This is a genomic window from Agromyces capsici (genome assembly GCF_058349965.1).
Genome location: NZ_JBYRET010000001.1, coordinates 2,402,579 through 2,427,743, shown reverse-complemented (window position 1 = coordinate 2,427,743; position 25,165 = coordinate 2,402,579). Strand labels below are relative to the sequence as shown.

At 65.2% G+C, this 25,165-nt stretch carries 23 protein-coding genes; 8 read left to right on the top strand and 15 right to left on the bottom strand.

What is annotated here, in order from left to right; all coding sequences use genetic code 11:
* Positions 1 to 212 precede the first annotated feature (212 nt).
* A complete protein-coding gene (locus tag AC3RKB_RS11350) occupies positions 213 to 728 on the top strand; it encodes a VanZ family protein (protein WP_491436250.1) in 516 nt (171 codons plus the stop codon).
* 502 nt (positions 729 to 1,230) lie between these two features.
* Positions 1,231 to 3,444: a S8 family serine peptidase gene (locus AC3RKB_RS11345; RefSeq protein WP_491436249.1), complete on the top strand. Its 2,214-nt coding sequence runs from the start codon at positions 1,231 to 1,233 to the stop codon at positions 3,442 to 3,444.
* Positions 3,445 to 3,616: 172 nt separating this feature from the next.
* Here AC3RKB_RS11345 and AC3RKB_RS11340 read toward each other — a convergent pair whose 3' ends face one another.
* Together AC3RKB_RS11340 and AC3RKB_RS11335 are read right to left on the bottom strand one after the other, a co-directional pair.
* Positions 3,617 to 3,811 carry a DUF397 domain-containing protein gene (locus tag AC3RKB_RS11340; RefSeq protein ID WP_491436248.1) on the bottom strand — a complete coding sequence of 65 codons (195 nt, stop codon included), beginning with the start codon at positions 3,809 to 3,811 and terminating at the stop codon, positions 3,617 to 3,619.
* Positions 3,812 to 3,996: 185 nt separating this feature from the next.
* Positions 3,997 to 4,362 (bottom strand): hypothetical protein, encoded by a 366-nt coding sequence (locus tag AC3RKB_RS11335; protein WP_491436247.1) that lies wholly within the window; start codon positions 4,360 to 4,362, stop codon positions 3,997 to 3,999.
* Between the two features lie 299 nt (positions 4,363 to 4,661).
* On the opposite strand from AC3RKB_RS11335, the gene AC3RKB_RS11330 reads away from it, so the two are divergent.
* Positions 4,662 to 6,752, top strand: coding sequence for a M36 family metallopeptidase (locus AC3RKB_RS11330; RefSeq protein ID WP_491436246.1), 2,091 nt, complete (start codon positions 4,662 to 4,664; stop codon positions 6,750 to 6,752).
* 59 nt (positions 6,753 to 6,811) lie between these two features.
* Positions 6,812 to 7,738, top strand: coding sequence for a M28 family metallopeptidase (locus AC3RKB_RS11325; RefSeq protein ID WP_491436245.1), 927 nt, complete (start codon positions 6,812 to 6,814; stop codon positions 7,736 to 7,738).
* Positions 7,739 to 7,779: 41 nt separating this feature from the next.
* On the opposite strand, the gene AC3RKB_RS11320 is transcribed toward AC3RKB_RS11325, so the two are convergent.
* On the bottom strand, positions 7,780 to 8,892 hold the full coding sequence (locus AC3RKB_RS11320; protein ID WP_491436244.1) for a DUF418 domain-containing protein: 1,113 nt from the start codon (positions 8,890 to 8,892) through the stop codon (positions 7,780 to 7,782).
* Between the two features lie 184 nt (positions 8,893 to 9,076).
* Between AC3RKB_RS11320 and AC3RKB_RS11315 the strand changes: the two genes are divergently transcribed.
* The 4 genes from AC3RKB_RS11315 (at position 9,077) to AC3RKB_RS11300 (ending at position 12,801) form a co-directional block, all read left to right on the top strand.
* On the top strand, positions 9,077 to 9,583 hold the full coding sequence (locus AC3RKB_RS11315; RefSeq protein WP_491436243.1) for a hypothetical protein: 507 nt from the start codon (positions 9,077 to 9,079) through the stop codon (positions 9,581 to 9,583).
* A gap of 33 nt (positions 9,584 to 9,616) precedes the next feature.
* The gene (locus tag AC3RKB_RS11310) at positions 9,617 to 11,113 is read left to right on the top strand and encodes a tyrosine-protein kinase domain-containing protein (RefSeq protein ID WP_491436816.1); all 1,497 of its coding nucleotides are present in this window, start codon (positions 9,617 to 9,619) and stop codon (positions 11,111 to 11,113) included.
* A gap of 156 nt (positions 11,114 to 11,269) precedes the next feature.
* On the top strand, positions 11,270 to 12,433 hold the full coding sequence (locus AC3RKB_RS11305; protein ID WP_491436242.1) for a chymotrypsin family serine protease: 1,164 nt from the start codon (positions 11,270 to 11,272) through the stop codon (positions 12,431 to 12,433).
* A gap of 71 nt (positions 12,434 to 12,504) precedes the next feature.
* Positions 12,505 to 12,801 (top strand): hypothetical protein, encoded by a 297-nt coding sequence (locus tag AC3RKB_RS11300; RefSeq protein WP_491436241.1) that lies wholly within the window; start codon positions 12,505 to 12,507, stop codon positions 12,799 to 12,801.
* A 2-nt stretch (positions 12,802 to 12,803) separates the two neighbouring features.
* Here AC3RKB_RS11300 and AC3RKB_RS11295 read toward each other — a convergent pair whose 3' ends face one another.
* The 12 genes from AC3RKB_RS11295 to AC3RKB_RS11240 all read right to left on the bottom strand — a co-directional run bounded on the left by AC3RKB_RS11295 (position 12,804) and on the right by AC3RKB_RS11240 (position 25,142).
* Positions 12,804 to 13,079, bottom strand: coding sequence for a PqqD family protein (locus AC3RKB_RS11295; RefSeq protein ID WP_491436240.1), 276 nt, complete (start codon positions 13,077 to 13,079; stop codon positions 12,804 to 12,806).
* Positions 13,076 to 14,023, bottom strand: coding sequence for a nucleotidyltransferase family protein (locus AC3RKB_RS11290; protein WP_491436239.1), 948 nt, complete (start codon positions 14,021 to 14,023; stop codon positions 13,076 to 13,078). The genes AC3RKB_RS11295 and AC3RKB_RS11290 overlap by 4 nt, the downstream gene beginning before the upstream one ends.
* Before the next feature lies 1 nt (position 14,024).
* On the bottom strand, positions 14,025 to 15,326 hold the full coding sequence (locus tag AC3RKB_RS11285) for a UDP-glucose dehydrogenase family protein (RefSeq protein ID WP_491436238.1): 1,302 nt from the start codon (positions 15,324 to 15,326) through the stop codon (positions 14,025 to 14,027).
* 67 nt (positions 15,327 to 15,393) lie between these two features.
* Positions 15,394 to 16,278: a UTP--glucose-1-phosphate uridylyltransferase GalU gene (gene galU / locus AC3RKB_RS11280; RefSeq protein WP_491436237.1), complete on the bottom strand. Its 885-nt coding sequence runs from the start codon at positions 16,276 to 16,278 to the stop codon at positions 15,394 to 15,396.
* 315 nt (positions 16,279 to 16,593) lie between these two features.
* Complete coding sequence (locus tag AC3RKB_RS11275; protein ID WP_491436236.1) at positions 16,594 to 17,868, bottom strand: oligosaccharide flippase family protein; 1,275 nt, start codon at positions 17,866 to 17,868, stop codon at positions 16,594 to 16,596.
* Positions 17,865 to 19,019 carry a Coenzyme F420 hydrogenase/dehydrogenase, beta subunit C-terminal domain gene (locus AC3RKB_RS11270; RefSeq protein ID WP_491436815.1) on the bottom strand — a complete coding sequence of 385 codons (1,155 nt, stop codon included), beginning with the start codon at positions 19,017 to 19,019 and terminating at the stop codon, positions 17,865 to 17,867. Before AC3RKB_RS11270 ends, AC3RKB_RS11275 begins: the two co-directional genes overlap by 4 nt.
* 85 nt (positions 19,020 to 19,104) lie before the next feature.
* Positions 19,105 to 20,223, bottom strand: a complete 1,119-nt coding sequence (locus AC3RKB_RS11265) for a polysaccharide pyruvyl transferase family protein (RefSeq protein ID WP_491436235.1) — start codon at positions 20,221 to 20,223, stop codon at positions 19,105 to 19,107.
* Between the two features lie 10 nt (positions 20,224 to 20,233).
* Positions 20,234 to 20,557, bottom strand: a complete 324-nt coding sequence (locus tag AC3RKB_RS11260; RefSeq protein ID WP_491436234.1) for a DapH/DapD/GlmU-related protein — start codon at positions 20,555 to 20,557, stop codon at positions 20,234 to 20,236.
* Positions 20,558 to 20,769: 212 nt separating this feature from the next.
* Positions 20,770 to 21,669 carry a glycosyltransferase family 2 protein gene (locus tag AC3RKB_RS11255; RefSeq protein WP_491436233.1) on the bottom strand — a complete coding sequence of 300 codons (900 nt, stop codon included), beginning with the start codon at positions 21,667 to 21,669 and terminating at the stop codon, positions 20,770 to 20,772.
* Complete coding sequence (locus AC3RKB_RS11250; RefSeq protein ID WP_491436232.1) at positions 21,666 to 22,808, bottom strand: glycosyltransferase family 4 protein; 1,143 nt, start codon at positions 22,806 to 22,808, stop codon at positions 21,666 to 21,668. Before AC3RKB_RS11250 ends, AC3RKB_RS11255 begins: the two co-directional genes overlap by 4 nt.
* On the bottom strand, positions 22,805 to 23,836 hold the full coding sequence (locus AC3RKB_RS11245) for a glycosyltransferase (protein WP_491436231.1): 1,032 nt from the start codon (positions 23,834 to 23,836) through the stop codon (positions 22,805 to 22,807). Before AC3RKB_RS11245 ends, AC3RKB_RS11250 begins: the two co-directional genes overlap by 4 nt.
* Positions 23,837 to 23,852: 16 nt before the next feature.
* The gene (locus AC3RKB_RS11240) at positions 23,853 to 25,142 is read right to left on the bottom strand and encodes a hypothetical protein (protein ID WP_491436230.1); all 1,290 of its coding nucleotides are present in this window, start codon (positions 25,140 to 25,142) and stop codon (positions 23,853 to 23,855) included.
* Between the last annotated feature and the right edge of the window lie 23 nt (positions 25,143 to 25,165).

Genomic DNA, 25,165 nt, shown 5'->3' with positions numbered 1-25,165 from the left:
GGGACACTGAGCTGAGTCTCGTCTTCGCCACCCTCGCCGAGAGGCTGACGACGAAGGTCCAGTTGCAGTCCTGAATACAAGGACGTGCCCCTGCCGGTCGAGTCGGCGTGCAGCACATTCCCCTGCCGGTCGAGTAGGCGTGCAGCGCCGTGTCGAGACCACCGACATCCGGCCGAAACCTCAGCGGATCCCCTCCCGACTACGCTGAATCGATGACCTCGAACCGCTCGGATCGCCGGCTCGCGGCATCCGCCCGACTGGATGCCCTGGCGCCGCCGCGGCCTCCGAGGGTCGAGATCGCGCGCGGGTGGGTCTTCCTCATCACCCTGCTCTACTCGATCGGACTGGGGCTGATGCTGTTCTGGCCGGTGCACGTCGACGGCGAGGGCGGCCTCATCGACCCGAGCTGGCTGCTCGGCGTGCTCGGCTCGTGGGGCATGAAGCCTGAGGTGCGCTACCCGCTGGTCGAGATGGCGGGCAACGCGCTGATGTTCGTGCCGCTCGGCGCGCTGTGGATCGCGTGGGCGCGCCGCCCCCGATGGTGGAGCGTCGTTGTGGCGATGCTCATCGCCGTGGTGGTCAGCGTCGCGGCGGAGTACGTGCAGGCGAGGTATCTGCCCGCCCGCACCTTCGACCCGCGCGACATGGTCGCGAACACGCTCGGCGCGGGGATCGGCGCGACGGTCACACTCGTTGCCGTGCGGTCGTGGTTCCGGCCAATTCGGTAGGCCTACGTCGGCGGTGGATCATCGAGCCGTTTCCGCGTTGATCCCGGTACATCTCGCGACGAGTCGCATCAAGATCGCTCTCGAATCGCCATTGCTGTCTCCATTCGGGCCTGGGTTGCGTATCGAGATGACCAGCGACAGTGCATCCCCGCAATTCGGTTGCCAGATACCCTCTTCGTCCAGGTCCGCTGAAATGAGGACTACTCGGGTGTGCATGTACCGAGTACATTGACAGCCCTCCACCGGTGAACGGGGACCGATTGTGGGCGCGCTCGACGAGATTATCACTGAGGTGAGGGACAACGCCATGGAGCGGATCCGCTCTGGCGGGCCCGCCCCATGGGAAGCCGGCGTGGAAGCCGAGGACCGCGTCATCACCGGGGAGCACTCGCCTGCTTCGGCACAGAGCCGATTCAACCCATGTCTTGACCCACGCGTGTACTGACCAAACCCATCCACCTGCGGAGGAACCATGGCTACAAAACGCGTTATCGCTCACGTCATGAGCGAGGACGAACTCTTCCTCGCGGAGGGCCTGCTCGGCGCTGAAGCCTCCACTGAAAGCTTCGCGATGGGCGAGGCCACCGCTGAGCAGGTCGCCGAACTGCAGGCGGCCGGCATCGTTGTCGAGGAGGTTCCCGATGGACCACCGGAAACTGCGGTCGCTCAGCGTCGGTCGATTCCCGCCACGCGCGACATCGGCGTGTGGGCCCCCACGCCAACCGACGATATCCCGCCACCGCCACTCGGGGTCGTCACCGAGTGGTTGATCCAACTCACCGGGCCGCTTCGTGATGAGTGGAAGCCTGAACTCGCAGACCGGGCCGTCCAGCTCATAGAGTACCTGCCAACTTTCAGCTATGTTGGCCGGGCCACCCCCGAAGCCGCCGGCCAGCTGATCGGGTTGCCATTCGTAGTCGACGTCCGCTACTACGGTACGGACGTCACCGGTCCGGTGGCCCTTGCGGTACACGCTGACGAGCCGGGCCTCGAAGCACTCGAGATGGTGACTTGGGACGCGCTGGTAGCGGATGAGGCTGTGGTGCAGGACCTCGTCGGCTCGCTGCAGGCACGGGGCGTGCCCGTGGTCGGCGCCACGCGGCGAAAGGTGCGTTTCAAGGCGACGCCCGGGGATCAACTGCTCGACGACGTCGTGCTCGAGCCCGGGGTGCTGAGCGTGGTGGAGTTCGTTCCGCCGACCTTACAGCTCGACGTCGCACGCCAATTGGTGTTCGGGGCGAACGCAGGGATGGCAAATCCAGGGGCCTTTCTCGGCCTGGACGGGGAGAACGAGCTGGTCGCCGTGGCCGACACCGGCCTCGACGACACGCATCCCGATTTTGCAGGCCGGATCGCGGGGCTAGTGGCGCTTGGGCGACCCGGGGCTGCGACGGATCCGAACGGTCACGGTACGCACGTCGCAGGAACGATCTTGGGCGACGGATCAGCCTCGGGTGGGGAGTTCACCGGCATCGCCCCGAAGTCGCAGCTCTACTTCCAGTCTGTATTGGACGCACACGGCGACCTGGGCGGACTGCCGATAGCGTTGGAGGACCTGTTCGCCCCCGCGTACGCGGCCGGCGCGCGCGTGCACAACGACTCGTGGGGCGCCGCCACAAACTCCGCGTACACAATCAGCGCTCAGGAGGTCGACGAGTTCGTAGCAACCCACCGGGACTTCCTCGTGGTAGTTGCCGCAGGTAACGCGGGAACCGGTTCGGCACCGCTAAGCGCCCAGCGTGGATTTGTGGATTGGTTCTCCATAACGTCGCCAGCCTCATGCAAGAATGCGCTGACCGTCGGAGCACAGCGCTCCCGGCGCATGTTGGGCGGGCTCTCCAATATGACGTACGGCCAGGTGTGGGGCCGTGATTTCCCGGACCCGCCGACCAGGGACACCGCCGTTTCGGGCGATCCCGAGGGGTTGGCAGCATTCTCAAGCAGGGGGCCCTGCGATGACCGGCGAATCAAACCGGATCTCGTGGCGCCCGGGACCGACATCCTCGCGACGCGTTCCGCCTTAGCGCCGGGAGGTAATTTCTGGGGCGAGTATGCGCCCAACGGGAAGTACGCCTTCATGGGTGGAACGTCGATGGCTGCCCCAGTGGTGGCGGGCTGCGCTGTCTTGGTGCGGCAATGGTACCGCCGCGAGCGGGGCGTGGCCTCGCCGTCCGCGGCGTTGATCAAGGCCACGCTCATCAACGGGACGCGTCGTCTCACCGGGGCTGATTCGATCGCGGACTGGGATCGGCTCCCCAACTATCATCAAGGGTTCGGCGCGTTGGACATGACCACGACCTTGCCGGAGCCGGACGCCGATTGGTCGCTCGAGTTCGTGGAGGCGACTGGCGGTCAGGCGTTGGCGAGCACCGGAGCGCGGCGGCGGTACGTGGTGGACGTGGCGCCCGGCCGCCCGTTGCGGATCTGCTTGGCCTACACCGACCGGCCCGGTCGCGGTCTGCAGAACCACCTACTCCTCATGCTGAAAGGTCCCGACGGCACGAGGCTCGTGGGCAATGCCGACAGGCCGAACAGTCTCAATATGCCCGACGCGGACAACAATGTGAAGACGGTTCGGATTGACGCGCCGATGGCGGGTCGCTATCTGATTCAAGTGTCGGCCACCAATCTTCTGATCCGTCCAGGCGAGTTGGCGCAGGATTTCGCACTGGTGGTGAGCGGCGATCTCCAGGACGCGCTCACGCCGATTCCGTGAGAGGTGTTCGGTCTCGGGCGATCGTTCAGGTGCAGTTCGCCGTCTGCGGGCTGAGGCTCAGCCCCGCCCAACGTGGGCAGCCCATCGCGACGCGGTCGCAGGGTATCCCCGGTCCGCTCGTGGACCTCCGGCACAATGTGATAGTCCGAATCGGGCCGGCGGTCTTCGCCAACTAGGCATCGAACTCATTGTTCTTGGCGCCAGCCAGGAATGCGCGCCACTCCTCGGTGGAAAATGCCACCTGGGCGGCCGGCTTTTGCGAGTTGCGTACGTAGACCAGCCCCGATTGCGGTGCTAGAGCGACCTCGAGACAACAGCTTTCGCCACCACAATACGAAGAGCGTGTGAAGTTCAGTTCGTCATCCATTTCTTCTCCTCCGAAATCTTGGGAGAACACTTCACGCCACATGTTGCGCGGTTCGAGGTTCGATGATCGGATCGCCGAAAGGCGCACTCACGTCCCCGAGCCTCCAAGGGCGGCCCGGGCGAGTTGTCGCTCTTCCCCCGGGCCGTCATCGGTGACACCGCCTTGGCAATTGCGGCGTCGGCTGCTTACGGGTAGCACCTGCTCACGATCTGCTCGCCGGCGACATAGAGCTTGACGCACACACCGGTGGGGAAGCCCCAGCTCGTGCGGATGCTCAAACAGGCCCTGACCGGGGTGCCATTCGGAACGTCGAATGGCACCGGGATACAGACCTGCCCGATTCCCAGTGGAAGCCTCAAACAGACCCTGCGGTTGCCGGAAACAACTTCGATGCAGGAGGCGCGCATCTCAAGCACGCCGCCCTCGGTTGTGGAGAGATCGGTGACCGCCGATGCGTCTCGCCCTTCGAACGGCTGCCGCGCTGCCTCCAGAGTGGCCGTAATCGCCTGCTGGTCGAATTCGGCGTATTCTTGGTCCTGACCATTTGCCATGGTTTCCCCCTTGCGACCTCATGCGGACAGGATTCATCCGCTCATGGGATGGTTCCAAAGGATCGTCACCGCAGCGTCACACTTCAATCGTGGGGGTCGCAGCTGCAGGCCCCCGGGCCCGATACGAGCCGAATTCGACAACTGGCATCTCGCGTGGGTGACGCCGACGTGACGACGATGTGACGCGGATGCGGGAGATTTGTTTCACTGCTCCGTCCGCCAATGAGGACGGAGTGATCGCGCAGCCAGGACGTCGTTAGCGTGGTCGGATCGGTCCGACCACGGGAGGGAGGTGACTCATGATCCCGGACGATTATCACGCCCTATATGACCGCGGTGTCCAGGTTTCACGCAGCGCCGAGTTGCCGGCGCCGGAGTCCACCAGCGCCGGGCGTGATGTGTTGTCCGCTGATGTGCCGGATCTGGTCATCGAGGAGGACGAAGCAACGGGGCTCCCCAACCGGATCCTGAGCCGACAGCCCAGCGGCCGGTTGTCTGCGCCAGGGCCGTCGGATCCAGGCGAGGCTGTGGTTCAGTTCATCGAAGACCGACGCGACGTCTGGAACCTCACAGAAGAGGATGCAGCGGCTGTGCAGGTGCGTTCGGTCAGTCGCGCCGGTCTCAAGACAGCGCAGTTGTTCCAGAGTGTCGATGGCGTGGAAGTCTTCGATTCGGATGTGACGGTTGCGCTCGACGACCAGAATGGCGTGATTGCCGTATCCGGGCAGTTGTTCCCCGGCGCGGACACGGCTGCCCGGTCGGCTCGCGAGGCCCGCACCGCGGCGCGGACCCCGGAGGATGCGATCGCACGGGCGGCGTTCGACCTGACCCGCGTCGTCTACCAGCCCGAGGATTTCGTGGCCGCGGCTACGCAGCCCGACAGCGGTCCGTACCGGTTCTACGAGTTCAGAGCTGGTGAGAATGAGCGTCGGCCCCTTTTCGAGCGGCCGGTCAGGGTGAAGGACGTCATGTTCCCTCTGGCGAATCAGCAGTTCGCTTCAGGTCACTACGTCGAACTGTGGATCGTCGGATTTCCCGCGTTCAGCTACGTCATCGACGCGGTGGACACTCCATTCCTCCTGTTCCGTAAGAACCTGGCCAATGAGAGTGCCGCCTTCACATATCGAGTGCACAACACCGGAGACGCACTGTTCCGTCCGCACGATGGGCCGGCTCCCGGAACCCCCCATCCCACTGGGGTGCCCGACGGCTTTCAGGCAGCGACGGTCGTGGAGCGCCTGGTCACACTCGAGAGCCTGCCGGGCCGGGACCCATGGCTGGCACCGGGCGCAACCACCACTCGCGGGAACAACTGCATCGCGTACGCCGACCTGCAGCCGCAGGACGGGCTGGGGAGCGGCGACACGCCAGGACGAATCTCCGCTGTCGACACGTTCGATTACACCTACGACCACAACCGGGACGCCAGCGACGAAGTGAATCTCCAGAACAGCGTCGTGGGCATGTTCTTCCACGTCAACTGGCTCCACGACCGTTGGTACGACGCGGGCTTCGACGAGGCGGCCGGGAACGCCCAGGACGACAACTTCGGCCGCGGCGGCGTCGGAGGTGATCCCATCCTGGCGGAAGGCAACGACTTCAGCGGCACCGACAACGCGAACATGGCCACCCCCGCAGACGGTGCCAGTCCACGAATGCAGATGTACGAGTTCCTGGGACCTCAGCCCGATAAGCCGACCCGTACCAGCAACCATGAGGCGCTGATCACGTTCCATGAGATGGGCCACTACATCACGAACCGGTTGGTAGGGAATGCGAACGGTCTGACCAACCAGCAGGGTCGCGCGATGGGCGAGGGCTGGGGCGACTTCTTCGCCATCAGCATGACGTCGCAACCGGGCGATGACTTCATCGGCGGGGCGTTCCCGGTCGGCGGATGGACCGACCTCACTGCGACCTTCACTGACAACTACTACTTCTCGATCCGGCGATACCCGTACAGCGCGGATACCTCGAAGAACGCGTTGACGTTCCGACACATCAGCGCCGGTCAGCTGCTCCCGGTCGGTCCGCCCATCAGTCCGAACGCCGGCGGGCCGAACAACGCTGTGCACAACGCCGGGGAGATCTGGTGCGCGGCCCTCTGGGAGGTCTTCGTCAATCTGGTGGCGAAGCACGGACATGAAGAAGCCGAGCGACTGATTCTGTTGGATGTGGTCGGCGGCCTGAAGCTGACGCCGTCGCGACCGACGTTCCTGAACGCCCGCGACGGGATCATCTCGGCGGCCACCGCCCTCAACCCCGAGGACGTGCCCGAGATCTGGGCGGGCTTCGCCAAACGCGGAATGGGCATCGGGGCAGTTGGTCCGGCTCAGAACTCAACCGACCTGCAGGGTGTCGTGGAGAGCTTCGAAGTACCGATTCCCTAGCGCGTCCAGCCAGCGCAATCCGTCCACCAGCCGATCACGGGAGAGCCATGGATGTACCAGTGACGCCTTCAGGCTGTCGCCGGGGGCTCGACGAGCGGCCGCACCCCGTCTTGCTGACGCGGTCGGAGGTCCGTTCGCGGCGCTCGGCTGAGATGGCCACAACCGGGCTGGCTGATGCGGTTTCGGCCGTCCGCTATCAGAGGGCTATCGAAGACCTGACCGCGCACCCGACCCGGCATTCCTTCTCGACGTCGTTCCGCGACGCGGCACGAATGGTCGCCGACCGGTTCTCCGAACTCGGGTACGCCACCAGCGAGGAGCCGGTGGCCTTCAGCGGTCGCGAGACACTCAACGTCGTCGCCGACAAGCCCGGCACCGCCCCCGAGGACGAGCGACGGCTGGTCTACGTCGTGGCGCATCTGGACTCGATCAACGAGGCGGCGGGAGTCAACGCACCGGCACCCGGGGCAGACGACAACGCCTCGGGTGCCGCAGGAGTCCTCGAAATCGCCCATGTGTTCGCCGATGTCGACACCCTGCATGACCTTCGCCTGGTCGTGTTCGGCGGCGAGGAGCAGGGACTCCACGGCAGTCGGATACACGTGGCGGGGCTGACTGACGCTGATCGGTCGCGGATCATCATGGTCCTCAACATGGACATGATCGCTCGGCTCAACACCGCCGCGCCGTCCGTCCTGCTGGAAGGCGCTGCCGTTTCCCAGCATGTGATCGACGAGTTGGCGCAAGCCGCCCATGACACGACGGATCTGGACGTATTCGTCTCGCTCGAGCCCTTCGCTTCTGACCACGTGTCCTTCATCGACGCCGACCTCCCTGCGGTGCTGACCATCGAGGGAGCGGACCAACTGAACCTGGATGAACACACGCCCAGGGACACCGTCGCAGAACTCGATATTCCGGTGGCCACCAGCATCCTCCGGATGAACACCGCCGCGCTGGCAACGATGCTCCTTGCAACGCCCTGACGACCGAACGGCGTCGACCTCGAGGCCCTTCATGAGCATCTTCAGCGGGCTTCGTCCGCAGGTGCGGGCACCTGCGACCGCCCACTCGCCCACCGCAGCAGCATCTCCAGCGGCCCGCGCCCCACATACCGCTGCCAGACCGACGCGAACAGCATCGACCCCACCACGAGCCCGATGAGCAGCGCCCACGAATCGTCGACGAGTACGCCGTTCTCCGAGCGCTTGAAGAAGGAGATCACGATGAGGTGCGCCGTGTAGATCGTGAGCGGCATGGCGCCCATGGCGGTGATCGGCGAGAGCACAGCGGTCGCGGCGCGGCGCACGCCCGGCGCAGCAAGCGCGGTGAGCGTCACGACGAACGCGACGACGACGAGATTCACCCCGACGTTCCCGACCGTCTCGGCCGACGCGCGCACCGGGATCATCCAGTCCGCGGCGGGGTCGGCGCCGAGCACCTGGTTCGCGGGCATCGAGCCCGCAAGGGGCAGGCAGACGACGGCCGCGGTGGCGCCGGCCAGCGCGTACCAGGGAAGCACCCGCGGCGAGGCGACATCCAGCCGCGCCAGACCGAGCCCGATCAGCATGACCGGCACCCAGATGATGACCGGGTAGGCGCCGGTGAGGAACCAGTCGACGACGAAGCCGGCGTCGCCGCCGCTCGCGTCGATGAGGGCCGGGTCGCGTTCGGCCAGCGCGGCGACCGCCGGGGTCACGACGAGCAGCGCCGCGCCGAGCGCGACGGCCGCCCATCCGGGCATGAAGAGGAGCGGCAGCAGCACGAGGAACGCGACGCCGTACTCCTCGAGGATCACGAACACGAGCGGGTTGAACACCGCCACGATCAGCACGCCGAGCGCGATCAGGATGAGCGCGCGGATCGCGATCTGCCGGCGCAGGATGCCGCGGCCCTCCGTCGCAGGCCGCGTCGCGCCGGTCAGCAGGCCGAGCCCGATGCCCGCGGTCAGCGCGAACAGCAGCCGAGGGCGGTCGTCGGCGATCGCGATGATCTCCGTCCAATCCGCGGATGGCACGACCGGCGCGACGTGCGCGACGAACATGCCGACGAGCGCCAGCCCGCGCGCGGCATCGACGCCGGTGACGCGGGTCGCCGGACGCGCGACCGACACCCGGGGGCGTCCGTCGGTCGCACTCATGCGAGACACTCTCGCACGGCGCCATCCGCGTGGGATACGGGTTACCCCCAGTTCGGGGACCGGCATGGTCGCGTCCGCTGTACCGGCTAGCGTTCTCCGGTTAGGGTTGCTGGAACACGAGGGTTCATCGACGAGCCCCGAACGCTTTCGTCGTCTGCCCGCCCCTAACTCTGGAGTCGCGCCCATGCCCTCGTCTGAGATCCTCGACGACCTCACGTCCAAGCCGATCAGCCGGCGCGCCGTCGCCGCCGGCCTGTGGGCTGCGCCGGCTATCGCACTCAGTGTCGCTGCTCCCGCATTCGCGGCCAGCGGCACCCACACGGTCCAGGTGACGGCAACGGGCTGCGCATCGGGCACCTCGGTCACGTTCACCGTCAAGAACACCGGCACCAGCGCGTTCCATTCGGATGTGGCCTTTGCCGTGACCCTCAACAACGACGCCGCCGGAACGACAGTCACGTCGATCACGGTGCAGGGCGGGACCCCGACGTCGGGATCGACCGTTGTGTTGCCGTCTCTCGCAGGCGGCGCGAGCACCACGCTGACGGTGGCACTCGGTGGCGGCCCGTCGAGCAACAGCAACAACCTGAAGCCGACGGTCACCGGCACTGTCTCTGGCGGCGGGCTCACCGGCACGCCGTCCGCGGTGGCGTCGATCAAGAAGTCCGGCAGCGGCTGGGCGTGCGGTTGACCTGAGGGTTCGACCCCGAACCTAGGTAGCACCATCGAACTCTCCGATTACCTCAAGATCCTTCGCGCCCATTGGCTCGCGATCCTTCTGTGCACCCTTCTCGGCGGCGCGGCGGCCTTCGGATGGACGCTGCTCCAGCCGAAGGTGTTCACCTCCGAAGCGAGCGGCATCATCACCACCGGGGTCAGCGAAGACCTCGGCGCGGCGCTCGTCGGCGACAACTACGCCAAGTCGCGGGTGAAGTCGTTCGTGGATGTCGCGACCTCGCAGGGCGTCGCCGAGCACGTGATCGAGCAACTCCAGCTGGATGACGCGCCGTCGGCGCTCATCGGCCGCGTCACCGTCACCAACCCCCTCGACACCGCCGTCCTGAAGGTGACGGCGTCGGCATCGAGCCCCGAAACGGCCCAGCAGCTCGCCGAAGCGTGGATCGCGGGAATGAGCGCCCAGATCTCGGAGATCGAGAACTCGGGCCCAGCCGCGAGCCCGCAGCTCGACGAGGCCGGCAATCCGATCGAGGGCGCCGCGCCCGAGTCGGTGGTCGGGTTCCAGACGTTCGACGCCGCCACTCTCCCCGGCGGCCCGAGCTCCCCCAACACGCGCCTCGCGATCGCGCTCGGCCTGCTCGTTGGCCTCGCCGTGGGCGTGGGCTACGCGGTGATCCGCACGACGCTCGACCGCCGCATCCGCTCGGCTGCGGCCCTCAGCCAGGCGTTCGATGTGCCCGTGATCGGCTCGGTGCCGTTCGAGAAGTCGTTCGACGCAGAGCACCGGCTGCTCAGCGGCGCCGACGCCGCCGACGGGCGCGCCCTCCCCGAGGCGATGCGCAAGCTGCGCACGAACCTGCAGTTCATGAACGTCGACCACCCGGCCCGCGTGCTCGTCGTCACGAGCTCGCTCCCCGGCGAGGGCAAGACGACGGTCACGGCGAACCTCGCGATGGCGATCGCCGCCTCGGGCCAGCCTGTGGTCGTCGTCGACGGCGACCTGCGCCGCCCGATGGTCGCGAAGACCTTCAACCTCGTGAGCAACGCGGGTCTCACCGACGTGCTCATCGGCCGCGCGACCCTCGCCGAGGTCATGCAGCCGTGGGGCCCGAGCGGCCGGCTGGCGGTGCTCGCCGCCGGTTCGATCCCGCCGAACCCGAGCGAGATGCTCTCCTCCGACGCGATGCGCGCCACCCTGTCGCAACTGGCGCGGCACGCGATCGTGCTCGTCGACGCTCCTCCCCTGCTGCCGGTGACGGATGCCGCGATCCTCACGGCGCGCACCGACGGCGCGATCGTCGTGGCCTACGCGGGTCGCACCCGTGTGGATGCGCTCGAGCAGTCGCTCGCCGAGCTCGCCAAGGTGAAGGGCCGCGTGCTCGGACTCGTGCTCAACGCCGTGCCGCGGCGCGGCGCCGATGCCGACGCGTACGGCGCGCACTACGGCGGCTACTACCAGGCCGAGCCCGATCTGCCGTTCGCGTTCGACGACCAGGCGCAGTCCGCGCCGACCCGCACACGTCGCTCTGAGCGCACGCGGTAGCGCTCGGTCGGCGACCGAAGAGGCCCGGCGTCGCCGACACGGCCGGCCCCGTCGGCGCGCCGTCGACATGTCCCCCAAAGGTCCGACAGCGGCCAGCCGTGCTTCTTGCCACGATGACCCCAGAACCGAGGAATTCTTCGCATTAGGGGGAGCATCATGAGCGACGACGCGAATGCCACACCGATCGAGGACCCGGACGCGCGAGGGGGCGAAGCGCCGGTCGAGGAGGCGCCTGGCCCTGAGGGCGGTGTCGCCGATATCGACCTCGAGGCGCTGAGCACCGAAGAGCAGGAATCCGCGTTCGCCGAGGCGGGCGTGTCGAGCGACCTCGTCGCCCTCCGCGACGCGGTCGAGGCGACGCTGCTCACCGCTTCAGGCCGACTCGAATCGCTCGCCGAGGAATCGCCGTCTGGAGGCATCCTCGGGGTCGGCATCGGCCTGCCCGATCCGACCAGCCTCTCCATCGGCGGCGTGCCGGGCGAGGCCTCTTTGACCCTGTTCACCGAGAGCCCGTTGCCGCAGGAGCAACTGCTGAGCCAGGTGGCGGAGAGCGCGGGCACGCGCGCCCTCTCGACCGTTCCCGTGGAGCAGGTCCCGGTGGGCTCGGTCGATGCGTACTCGTTCCGTGGACGGCACCGCCCGGCGCCGGGCGGTGTCTCAGTCGGGCACGTCGACATCACCGCGGGGACGCTCGGCAGCCGAGCCATCGGCCTGACGGACCCGTGGACGACTCGCCACCTGATCCTCAGCAACAACCACGTGCTGGCGAACTCGAATGACGCCCGGGTGAACGACAGCATCGTCCAGCCCGGGCCGTTGGATGGTGGGCGCAGCCCCGCCGACCAGATCGCCGTGCTGGCACGCTGGGTGCCGCTCATCTACGGCGGCGCGGCCAACTTCGTGGATGCCGCCTTCGGCTGGGCGTGGGCCGACCGCGTCCGTGGCGAGCAGTACTTCATCTCGGGGGGTGCGAACGCGTACTACCGCACGGGCACGGCGCCGCTCCCCGCGACGCTCGGCATGGTCGTCGGCAAGAGCGGCCGAACCACCGGCCTCACGCAAGGGCGCGTGACGCAGATCGGCGTGTCGGTGAACGTCAACTACGGATCCGGTCGAGTGGCGCTCTTCCGCAACCAGATCGCGATCCAGTCGGTCACGGCGAACCCGTTCTCGGCGGGCGGCGATTCCGGCTCGCTCATCTGGCAGTGGGCGACGGGGCTCAGGCCGGTCGGCCTCCTGTTCGCCGGCGGTGGTGGCACGACCTTCGCCAACCCGATCGGTGCCGCGCTCGCCGCCCTGAACATCCGGCTGCTGCCCTGACCGGAACGCCGGGAGCCGTGAAGCAGGAGGGAGAAGCGTAGAGTTGCCGAGAGGCGATACGAGGTGACCTCATGAGCGATGGTGACCACCCGGAAGCCGACTACTCCGGTTCCGGCCCCGTCGAGTTCCATCCGGCTGACGACGCGCAGCTCGCGGCGCTCGGACGAGTGCCGGCGAGCGACGAGGCGAGCCTGCTCGCGATCCCTGGCGTCACCTCCGTCGGCCTCGGCCACGACCCAGCGGGAGGCGAGGCGGTCGTGATCGGCGTGGTGGACCCGGGCGTCGCGGCGCGGCTGCCGTCCGAGGTCGCCGGCGTGCCCGTGGTGGTCGAGATCACCGGCGAGGTGAACGCACTGCCGTCGGACTGAAGTCAGGCTGGGCCGATGAGGCCGCGGCGCTCCAGGTCGTCGAGGAAGGCCGCGACGTCGACTTCGACGTCGGCCGAGTCGACTCCGTAAGCGGATGTCACGGCCGCGACGATCGCGGCGCGGTCGCGGGTTCCGTCGATCGCGCGCCAGATCTCGAGGGCGGTGCCGTCGAGGTGGATCGGGTCGGGAGCGTCGAGGCGGCGAAGGTCGAGGATGACGGCGTGGTCATCGCGCTCGACGACGGCCAGCTCGGAAGAACGCCGGACCGCGCCGCTCATCGGCCCCTCCGTGTCACGACGCGCGCCCAGAGGGCTGACGGCAGGTTGCGCAGGCCGCGGCCGAGCCGGGCGAGGCGGGCGCGGTTCAGCGCGCGCCGGCCGGGCGCGATGTCGGCGTGCGAGCGGCGGAGGTTCTCCTCGTCGGGCCAGACGATGTAGGCGAGCTCGCGGGGCCGATCGCGCCACGGCGTGCGCTCCAGCCGGCGCAGCCAGAAGTGGGTGCCCGTGCCGCCCGAGGCCAGGCGCTCGCGCCACGCGCGCAGCTCGGTGTCGTCGCGGCGGGCGCCCGCGGCCGCATCCGACACCCCGAGCGAGCGCAGCGCGCCGTCGAGGGTCTCGATGCAGCCGGTCTCGTGCGCGAGCGCGTCGAGGCGTGCGCGCGAGGCCGTGTCGAGCGACCCGAACCGGGCGTGCAGCTCGGCGAGCTCGCCATCCGCCCGCCCACCGAATGCCGGCCAGCGCCGCAGCGCGTGCAGCGCGGCGATGAGGATGGTGCCGTCCCGGCTCGGGATCGGCACCGATCGCCCGGCCACGTCGACGGGCACCTGATCACGCCACAGCGCCTCGAACACCTCGCCGGCCGGTGACAGGAATCCCGGGAACCGCTCGTGCAGGTCGAGGTCGCAGGGCCATCCGTCGCGGATGAGCGTGACCGAGTGCTCCGACCAGTCCTCGGTGCCGTCGGCCAGCTCGCGCGAGCGCCATCCGGCCGCCCGCAGCCGCTCGACGACGTCACCGAACCCTGCGGGGTCGATGAGCACGTCGGCGTCCGCCGACACGTGCGGACCGCGCACCGCATGATGGGAGGCGGCGGGCCCCTTGATGCTCAACGCGCGCACCCCGACCGACGCCGCGACGGCGTGCACGTACGCGTGCGCGAGGGGCGTGGCATCCGCGATCGAGAGCTGCCGCGTCGGCAGCGACCTTACCGGCGCGTCTTCCACCTCAGGGGCGGCCGAGGCCGTGGTAGGTCCAGCCGGCGGCGCGCCAGGCGGCGGGGTCGAGCACGTTGCGTCCGTCGATGATGACGGGCGAGGCGACGAGGGCCGTGGTGTCGGCGGGGTCGAGGCCTCGGTACTCGCGCCATTCGGTGACGAGCACGACGAGGTCGGCGCCGCGCAGTGCGTCGGCGGTCGACGCGACGTAGTCGAGCTGCGGATGGCGCGCCCGCGCGTTCGCGATGCCCTCGGGGTCGGTCGCGATCACGTCGGCGCCGAGGCCCTTGAGCGAGACGGCGACGTCGAGGGCGGGCGAGTCGCGCACGTCGTCGGAGTCGGGCTTGAAGGTGACGCCGAGCACGGCGATGCGCTTCTGGTAGGCCGAGCCGCCGAGCGCTTCGACGGCGAGGTCGACGACGCGCTGGCGGCGGCGCAGGTTGATCTCGTCGACCTCCCGGAGGAAGCCGACGGAGTCGCCGCGGCCGAGCTCCTCGGCGCGGGCGGCGAAGGCGCGGATGTCCTTGGGCAGGCAGCCGCCGCCGAAGCCGACGCCGGCGTTGAGGAACCGGCGGCCGATGCGGGCATCGTGGCCGATCGCGTCGGCGAGCTGCGTGACATCGGCACCGGTGACCTCGGCGATCTCGGCCATGGCGTTGATGAAGCTGATCTTGGTGGCCAGGAACGCGTTCGCGGCGACCTTGACGAGCTCGGCGGTGGCGTAGTCGGTGACGATGCGCGGCGTGCCGGCGTCGAGGGCGGTGCGGTAGACGGCGTCGAGCTGATCGGCCGCGTGCTCGTCGGCGACGCCGTAGACGAGCCGGTCGGGCTCGATGGTGTCCTTCACGGCGAAGCCCTCGCGCAGGAACTCGGGGTTCCACGCGAGCCGCGCGTGCGGCGCGATCTCGGCGAGGCGCGCGGCGAGGCGCGCCGCGGTGCCGACGGGCACGGTGCTCTTGCCGACCACGAGCGCGCCCTCGGCGAGGTGCGGTGCGAGCGACTCGAACGCGGCGTCGACGTACCGCAGGTCGGCCGCGTCGCTGCCGGGGGTCTGCGGTGTGCCCACGGCGATGAAGTGGATCTCGGCGCCCGCGGCATCCGCCATGTCGGTGCTGAACCGCAGCCGGCCCGACCGCGTGGCCGAGGTGAGGATCTCGGCCAGCCCGGGCTCGAAGAACGGCGCCCGGCCGGCGGTGAGTTCGGTGATCTTGCGCTCGTCGACGTCGATGCCGACGACCTCGTGGCCGAGCTCTGCCATCGCGGAGGCGTGCACGGCGCCGAGGTAGCCGCAGCCGATGACCGAGATCTTCATGGGGTCCTTTCCGTCCGAGACGAGCATGCCATGCCTGGGGTCGGCGGGATGGCGAGCGCGGAGGCGGTCACGCGTCGAGCCCCGCAGCCAGCTGCTTGATCCAGGGGCGCAGCTCGATTCCGAGGTCGTCGCGGTCGAGGGCGAGCTGGATGGTCGACTTGATGTAGTCGAGCCGGTCACCGGTGTCGTAGCGGCGGCCGCGGAACACGATGCCGACGACCTTGCCCTCAGCGGCGAGCTCTTGGAGCGCGTCGGTGAGCTGGATCTCGCCGCCCTTGCCGGGGGGCGTGCGCTCGAGGATGTCGAAGATCTCGGGCTGCAGCACGTACCGGCCGATGATGGCGAGGTTGGATGGCGCGGCGTCGGCCGACGGCTTCTCGACGAGCTCGGTGACCTTGACGACATCCGGGTGCTCGGTGGGCTCGACCGCGGCGCACCCGTAGAGGTGGATCTGCGACGGGTCGACCTCCATGAGCGCGATGACCGTGAGGCCGCGCGCGCTGCACTGCTGCAGCATGGGTGTCAGCAGCGCGTCGCGCTCGTCGATGAGGTCGTCGCCGAGCAGCACCGCGAACGGCTCGTTGCCGATGTGACGCTTCGCGCGCAGCACGGCGTGCCCGAGCCCCTTCGGGTCGCCCTGGCGTACGAAGTGGATGTCGGCGAGGCTCGACGAGTGCATGACCCGCTCGAGCTTGGTCTGGTCGCCCTTCTGCTCGAGCGTCTGCTCGAGTTCGGTGACCCGGTCGAAGTGGTTGGCGAGCGCGTTCTTGTTGCGCCCGATGATGACGAGGATGTCGTCGAGCCCCGCGCCGACGGCCTCCTCGACGACGTACTGGATGGCCGGCTTGTCGACCACCGGCAGCATCTCCTTCGGCATCGCCTTGGTGGCGGGCAGGAAGCGGGTGCCGAGGCCCGCGGCGGGAATGACGGCCTTCGTGATCTGCTGTGTCATGTGTGGTCGGAACCTCCTGGGTCGCGAGCGGGTCGGAGTTGCGGCGCCCGTGTGCGCTGCGAGCCCGACCCGCTCCGGTCAAGTCTCGGGGTCGCCTCAGCGAGGCGCCGGTGACCTCGGTCGCCGCACAGAACATCGTGCCGCCCACCCCCGTCGCGACGGCACCCTCTCACTGTATGAGAGGGGCGTCGCGGGGCGCCACGGCGGCGATTTCCGCGGTGTGAATCGTGGGTGACGGTTCGGTCACGGTGCGGTGGCATCAGTCGGAAGACGACGGAATGCCCTTGGTTGCTGGCCGCGTTCTGCAAGCGCCTTCTACCTCGCGAGGATACGGCGAATACCTGCCAAGAGGTGAGCTGGAGTGGGAAGTAGCGCGCGGCCTCCATGCCCAAGCCGAAGGTTCAGCACTACAGCGAGGCCGAGATACGAAACGGTTGATGCGACCGCGGCGCCTAGCGCGCCATAAGGCGGGGCCAGAAGGACGAGCAACGCTATCCCAACGAGTAGCGCACCCGTTTGACCGGCAGTCATTGCTGTCCCTCTGCCAGTTCCGGCGAGCATGAGTGAACTGTACGCCGAGGAGCACAACGCTGCGGACCCGATCAAGTAGACAATCGTTGCTGGGATCGCCGGCGAAAACTCAGCTCCGAAGACGAGGACGATGCCGACGGGGCTCACGATCATCAACGCGATTGATGCGAGGGCTCCGAGGCTGGCAATCTCGCGTGCACCTGAGAGCAGTATCGCGGCACGATTGTCTTGTGGCGCTCGCACGACGGACCGATAGATGGGGGCGACTGCCGCTTGGCATACTGCAGGGGGAATAGACCCGATGATCGTGACGGTTGAGTAGTAGCCCGCTTGCGCGCTTCCAGCTAGAGGCAGAATCAGGATCTGGTCGAGCCGATAGGAAAGCGCCTCGGATACCGCGCCGCCCGCTAGCGATAGCCCCTCGCGGACCACATGCCGGAGGCTCGCACGAGCTCCCACTACTGTGACACGGTTCCACGAAGCGGATACTACGAGCGTCAAGACGTTAGTAGCGACTTGAGCCCAGATGACCTGCCACACGCCCAGGACACCAAATGCGGCGGCACCTATGACAAAGATCATGAACGCAACGGGCTGTGAAATCCGGATCGCGAAGACTGCCCAGTAGCGCTCCATGCCTACCATTGCTGACGCGTCCGTCATCCAAAGAACAGTCAGCGGAGCAAGCGTGATTCCAACGAAGGCTGCCGTCAGTTCTACTGGATCGAGGCTGCCGAAGGCGGTAAACGCCAGTACGACGGCCACGAGACTGGATGGCAGGAAGAGAGCGAGTGCAACAATACGTGCCGCTCGTGTGCCTTGCTCGCGACAACCAGCTGCGGCTAGTCGCCGCACGACAAGTGGAACTCCGAGTCCGATCAGAATCGGGACAATATTGAGTGCGGCAATTACCGCAGAAGTCTCACCTCGCCCCTCTGGCCCGAGCAGGCGTGCAAGAACTGGAGCGACCACTAGTCCCGCACCAATGTTGATGGCGTTGGCAATCACGATCAACGCGGGGCGCCCCCGCGCTGAATCTGCGTCTGAGTTGCTCCTCATCCACGGTCGTTCCGGCGAGACCACATGACCGACTCCATTCGACGTTGTCTAATGGAGCGGAGCAGTGTTCCAAGCGCGGTGCGGATGACAAGTCGCGGGCTGGCGCGCCGAAAGTTCAATTTCTGCCACCCTGAGTACTGCGGCACGCGATATCCGGCGACTCTTCGTCCTGCAAGTCGCGCGCCGAGCGTGCTCCGCCGCTCCACCTGCAGAGGCTGCACCTTTGCAACATCCTCGATATCAATCTCCTTGAGATCGACGACCCCGGCGGAGCGAGCCGCCATAAGCAGGTCTTGGCCTTTCGGCGTACGTGCAATGACCACTGAGTTGCCATGTCCCTCTGTGAAGATGGGGAATCCGCGGGCGTCCGTCTGCCAGTAGTCGCCAACTGCGACGTCTGCAAGCTCGCCCGTCCCATCTATGCAGAGCTTGCATCGCCACTGCAGATCACGACCGAGGATCTCACCCCAAGCCCGCTCGTAGTCCATCTCGCGCCGATCGCCGTCGCGATCTACCGCACTAAATCTGCCCGGCCAACCGAGCCCGCGATAGCGAATACTTTCTGGTCGTTCATCGCCAAAGTCAAGCGCACTGAGGATTCGCTCTGTGGCACGCCAACTCGGAGTCCCCGCACAGAAGAAGGAGAGCTTGATTGTCGAAGACGGAAGGAATGCTGAATCCTGCATTGTGGTCACAGCCGCAATCTCGCAGGGCTTCCCAACGACAGCGACCGGGGGATCACCGCTTTCAATTCCTTCTAGCGTTGCAACGGGCGCGTAGCGCGACCCCGATGCAGCAAGCGCGCCCGCGCGCCCTGTGACTCTTACAGGTGTCGAGAATGTGGATTTCGTGCGGTCCTCTTGCACGGCCCGAACGTGACCACCCCCTTGAGCTGCGATCCATTCTGAGAGGGCGGTTAGGACACCCCCGCTGCTCCCGGAGATGCGAACCTCGTCATCAGTTGCCCACCCACGCCAAACAGAAACGTATCGTCCAAACACATCGTGATCAGCCGTCTGAGATTCGCTGGCAGGCCGAGCGATGCCGAGTCCAGGACAGATTGTTCTGAACTGCCGAGCCGAGTCGCGATCGTTGAGCCCGACGGGCCCATCGACGACTCGAGGCCGAAGAAACCCATCAGATTCGACCATCTCAATTCGCTCAAACATTGCGGCACAACCGCCGCACCCGGTGCAAAGCCCGCCTTCCACCACTTGACGAACGGCGCGCGATAGCTCATCCAACAGCGAACTCCTGCGTGTGACTTGACAGATCAAGGACGAGACGGTCCATCAGACCATCTGCATTCGATAGGGCTTGCTCGACCTCAGGCTGAAGGCGGGCTTCAACCGCAGCCTCGATGAAGCTCAAAGTCGGCGTGACGATATCTCCGTCCTCTCGCAAGTCGCCGCCGTGCCCCCAGCCGATCTCCGAGAAGAGCGGCGCAAATTTGCGGGAGTAGGCCCAAGCGAAGCTCGGTGTACCCATCGAGAGAGCATTCAGGCAAGCGTGCATCCGAGAGCCAACTACCGCGCGTGCACCGCCGACAATCGCTCGCGCGTCGCTCAAGCTCCCGGGAACCATCAAACCATCGGCACGAAGCTCACTTGCAGCCTCATCAAGGACACGGACGTCGCTGTCCTGGTACGGGTTCTCGAGCACGTGCGGCATCAGAACTACCTTGAGGCCCAGCGCTTGGACCGACCGCGAGAGATCCCTCAGACGGGTTCGATAGAGGAGGTGGTCGACGTGGGGGTTAGCATCCCAGAGCAGGCCGGAGACGTTCAGAACAACGTCGTCGCGCTGCGGAACCGCGGGACGGGGCAGTGCGAACACCATATCCGTGGAGGGGATGGCTGAGATATCGAAGGCGTTCGCCGCATAGTCGAGTGACACTCTGTCGCGGCCGAAGACACTCGACGCAGCCGCAAGACGCCGCCTCGCAAGTGACCCGATGTGCCGTGATCTGAAGGGCCCGATGGTCTGAGGCAGGAAAATGAGTGGTACCCGTGAACGCTGTGCGGCGCGCTGCGTGTACATCATCATCAGGACGCGTCGCCATCCATACGCATCCGTAAAGCTGTCACCAGCACCAGTATCAAGAATCAGGTCGTATTGCTGAATCCACTCGGAGACCGGACCATGCCGCTGGATAAGATCCATTGCGACATTCTTCTTTCCCGGATTGAATCCGCTTTCGTTTGGGCCGAAATCCTGGAAATCAATATGGGCGGCCTCGCCCAAGGCTCGAGTCACAACCGTGGCGGCGCCCTGAGCCAGGACGCGAACACCGAGATTCGCGGACCGATCATCAGCCCACAGGACCAAGACACGCATACCGTCATTCGTGTTCACAGATATATCCTTAGCTCATTTCCGTCGCAAGACTTGCATGTTCGAGGCGCCGGACCAATCGTGCAGGAACTCCCGCGTACAGGCCATTCTCGCCACAATCGCTTGCCACAACTGCACCGGCAGCGATAATGCTCCCAGCACCGATCGAAACGCCCGGAAGAATGGTGACTCCAGCACCGATCCAAACACCATCGCCCACCGAAATCGCGGCCGAAGTCTCCTTGCCCGCGCGCATGCGCGAGCCTCCGATCTGATGACTGCTTGTCACAAACATCGACCGCATGCCAATAGCAACGTCCGAGCCGATGTAGATCCCACCGCTTGCATTGAACATGCAGCCATAGTTAACGAAGCTCCGCACTCCGATAGCGACACGGTTAGATCCAAACCATACGCCGGGAGAGATGTAGGATCTCTGAATCTCGAAGCCGAACGCCCGCAGCGCTCGCCAACGAAGTGGCCTTGGGAACAACGGCGAGGCTATCAGCCAGTTATAGACGACATCACGCGCGAGACCGGGCCAAATCCGAGCCAGATTCCTGCTAATCATTCACGGACCCCTCGAACAACACCTCTGACAGCGCTGGCAAATTTCCGGACCTTCCCAGACCGCTCCTGGCGCAGAGGCGTGGTTAGCATTCCGATGGTAACGATCAAGTACCCCGGCGAAATCCAACGTCTTGTGCCGAGCATCTCTCGGGCCAAGGTCGCCCGGTTGAGGTTTGTGTAGTAATAGTACACTTCACCTCTGCCATGGCCGGACCCGCTTGACGCACCCTCGATGTGCCAGATGACCGCCTCTGAGAGTGTTCGCAGTTCTAGACCTCGGTCAATTGCCCGGACCATAAACTCGACGTCCTCCCAGTACATGAAGAAGTCCGACCGAAACCCGCCAAGAAGACACCAATTCGCGCCCGAGAGCGCGAGAGCCGTTGCTGGGGCGAACGGGTAGATCCCCTCGCGTTTAGGTGGCGCGGCATGCTTCACACGGATCTTCTTTGAGTCGAAATAACCGATGGAGAACCAATCCTTCTCCTCCGGACCGAATTGAAAGATACGCGGAGTGACAACGATATGTGGAGATTCCACCAATGCATGCCAAACGAGATTGGGGGCACCAGGACCAATCAGCGTGTCGGGGTTGAGAATCCAGAGAAGATCACCGTCCCCCACACTCAGGTGCTCCGCACCTCTATTGACGGCCGCACCGAATCCGATGTTCTCCGCCAGCGGTAGGACTGAGATCCTGCTGCTTTCAAATGAAGCCAGCTTCTCGAGTTCGCCTTCTCTAGGCGAAGCGCAGTCTACGATCAGCCAGTGGTCGAAACTGTCGTCACTTACCGATGCGATGCTATCGGCCAGGACGTCGGCGGAATTGTAGTTCACCGTGACTATTAGACGACGCATGGCTTTCGACATCGCGGGATTTCTGCCTGCCAACGTCATCGGGAAATTCCTCGCCCTCGAACCAAGCCACCGGGTATCGCGCTGACAACTACGGAAGATACGCTCTCCCAGGAGAGCGAGCCCTGCGCTGCAAGCAGGCCCCTCGCCGAGAGTTCCTCGTACATCTCCGGAACCGCTATCAGTCGCTCAACGGAATCGGCAAGAGACGAGGCGTCGACCGAATCGGCAACGATGCCGCCCTGACTCTCGCCTACTTGCTCGATGAGTCCGCCGACTGGGGTTGCGACAACCGGTACGCCTGCGCCCACAGACAACGCGACAACGCCCGACTGGCTCGCCTCGACATACGGGACGATCGTGATGTCGATCTGGCTGAAGAAATCGGTCACCTCGCTCTCCGACGCCCATTTGAGATTCCAGTGAATCGGAAGGTCGCCACTTGCGGAAATCAGTTCGTCAGCCTGCCCGTTCCCGAGAACTTCAGCACGTACGTCTATCCCTCTATTTGAAAGCTCCCTCACGAGCTCGACATACAGGGGAAGGCCTTTGTATGGGAGTAGGCGACCGAAGAACCCGAGGCGGACTATTCGACCACGTGGGGCAGTGCGCGGCGAAGCCGCTACTGCTGAGACCCCATGGGGAACAACCAGGACGGGAGCAGCTGTCTGGGATTCGACCCGGCGCGCGACCGCGGTACTGAAAGCGAGCACCAAGTCGGCGCGCCTAAGGTCCGCAGCACGACACCACCTCTTGAGAAGATGCTCCTCACCTGGGTGGTCCACTGCGTCATGGATACTCGCCACATATTGTCGACCGTTCCCCACCAGAAGCGACGGAAATAGTGATTGCCACAAGCTGTACATCGGGGAGATAACAACGGAGACATCGTGACGCCGCAAGAACAAGCGAAAGCGCACGATCTCCCAAATGAGCCAAGGTGCCCTCAGGAGGAATTCGCGCTTCGATCGGTATGTTCGAACCTCATGCGCTTCCACGCCTAGGCGCCGCCAGAGCTCGAGATTGTCACTGCCGGAACTGTAGGAGGCAACGACTGACCCTGGCGGCAGCAGCGAAGCGATCCCCTTGGTCAGATGGTATGCGAATGCCGGCCCGCCACCGCTCGAACCCCAGTGAATCAGCGCTACCCTCACAGGTCTGTCGTCGCTGATGGTAGTCATATCAAGCCCACCATTCGGCGACTGGCAGTCGTGTATGCAAGGCGCAATACTTCTGACTGACTTTCCCGCGTGTTCTTCTCCAAGACCTTCGCCCAGACCGAGAGGTTGTGAGCGCGCAGCGATGGATCTGTGGCGACTTGCGTAGCAAGTTCGGCCAGTTCGGATGATGCCATCCGCTTCACGCTACTCGGGACGTCCTCGAAGGCTGGAATTGAGCGAACCACGATAGGCAGTCCCGCGGCATGGGCCTCAATGACGGCAATCGGAAAACCCTCCCACGCTGCAGTGTGCACATAGACATCCGCTTCCGAGAGCCCCTGACGAATCTCGGCCTGGCTCAGCCAACCGGTAACCGTAACCTCAACTTCCTCCAAGCTACGCTTCATCTCGCTGTCGCCGTCGCCGATCCACGTGGCTGTCACTGACCTTAGCTTCCCTGCATGACGCACTACTTCCGCGAAATGCGCGGGATCCTTTTGTGCCGAAACTCGCCCAATCGTCACGAGTCGCACTTGGAACGATGGCCTTTCGAATGCCGGCTCAACTCGCGTCATATCGCCAACGTTCGGCACGTATCTCGCCTCACGCACTCCCAGTGCGAGAGCGGTGCGCGCCTCATGTGGAGAGCACGCGGCGACCATATCGGCTCGCCTCGCAAGTGAGCGTTCGATGACTTGCAGCACAAGACGGGCGAATGCCCCGATGTCGCGACGCTCAAAGCCGAAGCAATGCGGACTGTACACGACCGCGGCGTCGCGCGGGATGGACAACGGACTTCGTCCGACCGCTCCAGCGAGAGACGAGTGCAGGTGCACGATGCTCGGCTCGATTTCGCGTAGCAGCCGCCGAAGTCGCAATGGAGTAAAGTTGCGCTTTGACACGTATTTCACCGAACTAAACGACTCCAAACGGGACACATCGAGTTCGCCTTTTCGGAGCACACCGATTACGTGGTGCTCGATCTCCGGCGTTGCCTCCGCGAATGTCTGCATCGCCGAAGCGACGCCCCCACCGAGGCTCTCGGTCACGTGTGCGACGACAATCTTATGCAACTTTGGGTCCGCCCTTGAGCTCCGACTGTATGTTGGTCGACCCTCGAGAAATTCGAAGTCGCGAATAGCAGACTCCCAAAATGATTCCCCACAGCAGGCCAAGGGTGTCCCAAACAGAGATGGCCAGGACGAGACCGACAGCCGCGATCAGTGTCGATGCGAGGCCAAAGACCACTTCCGGCTGAATTGCTCGGATCCCTATGAACAGAGCGATAACGTATGCGAGGGTCCCCAACACTCCGAAGCTCGCCGCCAAGAACACCACCTCGGAGTCGATAGTGATTGCGACGTCACGGATTCCTTTGTATTCAGTGCGGATTAACCATTCTCCTAACGGCATTCCATTGAAGCCGTATCCCAGCGGCGTTTCTGAAAGGAGTGAAGGCACGAGTGAGTATATTGCGAATCGATAAGCTCGGCTGTATTCGCCCGATGTGTTGCCGACCACTTCAGCAGTCCAAACCTCGACTGATAGATAGGCAACCGTCAGGAGTACAATCCCAGCCGCAACCCAAGCCAACTTGTGACGTCGGGATAGCCATCCAGCGACCTGAGGAAAGACCACAATTACCAAGCACGCAGCGGAGAGATAGATTGGTCCCTCACTCCCGGTACTCCAGATACCAAATGACAGCACCGCCGCACAACCGATTCGAACCCAAGACCGCGCGTATAAGGATGATGGAAGCGCGACCAGAAATAGAAGGCCGAGAACCAGCGGGTGATCCGAAGCAACCAGCGCACGCGGTCGGCCATACTCGACGAAGTAGAGAAAGTCGCGCCCAAGCAAGGATTGCGACGTAAGGAACTCAATACTCGCGGGGACGACCATGATGATCGAAACGACCAGATAGGCCACGGCGAACTGGCGGTGCAGATGCGCACGAGCAATTCCGACACCGACAGAGATTGCCATCGGAATTAGAAGCAGATATCGCTGAGCATTTGCGTTGCCAAACTCAGTTAGGGCAAGAATCTCATCAGTCGCGCCGCCAACTGTGACCAGCCCAAAGAACAGCGTGCCTAGGACGGCGATCGTGAGGTGCCGGATCCGAAGCGCGCCAATGGCGAGAAGTCCGAACGCCCATACAGCGAGGCAAGTCAAGAGAACGACGCGCGGCGATGCAACGCTCGCGACTAAGAACGGGTTGTAGACGACCAGCGAGACAATCAGAGCTAACGCAACTGAAATGCGCCGGAAACCGGCGGGTACGACTATCGTCTCTGTCTGCCTGATTGTGGCGACTTGACGATGCTTCGCGAGGCTAGATTCCGCCATCATCGACCTCAATGATTTGAGGTCCT

Bases quoted from the DNA above. Each gene is read 5' to 3' on its own strand.
- AC3RKB_RS11350 (WP_491436250.1), top strand. From the start codon at position 213: ATGACCTCGAACCGCTCGGATCGCCGGCTCGCGGCATCCGCCCGACTG.
- AC3RKB_RS11345 (WP_491436249.1), top strand. From the start codon at position 1,231: ATGAGCGAGGACGAACTCTTCCTCGCGGAGGGCCTGCTCGGCGCTGAA.
- AC3RKB_RS11340 (WP_491436248.1), bottom strand. From the start codon at position 3,811: ATGGATGACGAACTGAACTTCACACGCTCTTCGTATTGTGGTGGCGAA.
- AC3RKB_RS11335 (WP_491436247.1), bottom strand. From the start codon at position 4,362: ATGGCAAATGGTCAGGACCAAGAATACGCCGAATTCGACCAGCAGGCG.
- AC3RKB_RS11330 (WP_491436246.1), top strand. From the start codon at position 4,662: ATGATCCCGGACGATTATCACGCCCTATATGACCGCGGTGTCCAGGTT.
- AC3RKB_RS11320 (WP_491436244.1), bottom strand. From the start codon at position 8,892: ATGAGTGCGACCGACGGACGCCCCCGGGTGTCGGTCGCGCGTCCGGCG.
- AC3RKB_RS11315 (WP_491436243.1), top strand. From the start codon at position 9,077: ATGCCCTCGTCTGAGATCCTCGACGACCTCACGTCCAAGCCGATCAGC.
- AC3RKB_RS11305 (WP_491436242.1), top strand. From the start codon at position 11,270: ATGAGCGACGACGCGAATGCCACACCGATCGAGGACCCGGACGCGCGA.
- AC3RKB_RS11300 (WP_491436241.1), top strand. From the start codon at position 12,505: ATGAGCGATGGTGACCACCCGGAAGCCGACTACTCCGGTTCCGGCCCC.
- AC3RKB_RS11295 (WP_491436240.1), bottom strand. From the start codon at position 13,079: ATGAGCGGCGCGGTCCGGCGTTCTTCCGAGCTGGCCGTCGTCGAGCGC.
- AC3RKB_RS11285 (WP_491436238.1), bottom strand. From the start codon at position 15,326: ATGAAGATCTCGGTCATCGGCTGCGGCTACCTCGGCGCCGTGCACGCC.
- galU (WP_491436237.1), bottom strand. From the start codon at position 16,278: ATGACACAGCAGATCACGAAGGCCGTCATTCCCGCCGCGGGCCTCGGC.
- AC3RKB_RS11275 (WP_491436236.1), bottom strand. From the start codon at position 17,868: ATGAGGAGCAACTCAGACGCAGATTCAGCGCGGGGGCGCCCCGCGTTG.
- AC3RKB_RS11270 (WP_491436815.1), bottom strand. From the start codon at position 19,019: ATGGTCGAATCTGATGGGTTTCTTCGGCCTCGAGTCGTCGATGGGCCC.
- AC3RKB_RS11260 (WP_491436234.1), bottom strand. From the start codon at position 20,557: ATGTTCAATGCAAGCGGTGGGATCTACATCGGCTCGGACGTTGCTATT.
- AC3RKB_RS11255 (WP_491436233.1), bottom strand. From the start codon at position 21,669: ATGACGTTGGCAGGCAGAAATCCCGCGATGTCGAAAGCCATGCGTCGT.
- AC3RKB_RS11250 (WP_491436232.1), bottom strand. From the start codon at position 22,808: ATGACTACCATCAGCGACGACAGACCTGTGAGGGTAGCGCTGATTCAC.
- AC3RKB_RS11240 (WP_491436230.1), bottom strand. From the start codon at position 25,142: ATGATGGCGGAATCTAGCCTCGCGAAGCATCGTCAAGTCGCCACAATC.